Raw genomic sequence first — 459 nt, 5'->3', positions numbered from 1 at the left:
GTCGTCGGTGACTTCGGCCCGTTGGCTCCGGTCGCGATGGCTCCCGTGGAGTTGGAGCGCGGTGAGACCACGGAGGTGACGTTCGAGGCTACGGCCGTCGACGAGCTCCTGAACCGGCCCGCTGCGTCGGTGACCGTCACGGCCCCGGAGGGGACGACGTTCGCCGAGGGGCAGGACGTGATCGCGGGGGCCTTTATCCGCGATGGGGCCCCGTCGTCCGCGGGCATGCAGCTGACGGGTGGAGTGCGTTCGGAGGACGGTCGCACCTACACCTACACCTGGGACACCGCGGCGAACGGTGCGACGGGGTGGCAGAGCGTGAAGGACGAGGTCCTGCGGTGGAAGATCGCGGTGACGACCCCGGCTGACGCTGCGGATGTCGAGGGCAACGCGATGGGTTACACGTTCGTCGGGACGAGCGTCCAGGGCGGGTTCCAGGCCACGGGTTCCGCTCCGGTG

General features: G+C 69.9%; 1 protein-coding gene. It reads left to right on the top strand.

What is annotated here, in order from left to right:
• Positions 1-75: 75 nt before the first annotated feature.
• On the top strand, positions 76-459 hold a 384-nt coding region (locus tag IFT51_RS14785; RefSeq protein ID WP_192061850.1), incomplete at its 3' end, for a hypothetical protein.

The sequence above is a fragment of the Frigoribacterium sp. CFBP 13712 genome, from assembly GCF_014842255.1.
GTDB lineage: Bacteria > Actinomycetota > Actinomycetes > Actinomycetales > Microbacteriaceae > Frigoribacterium.
This window is presented reverse-complemented; position numbering and strand designations above follow the sequence as displayed.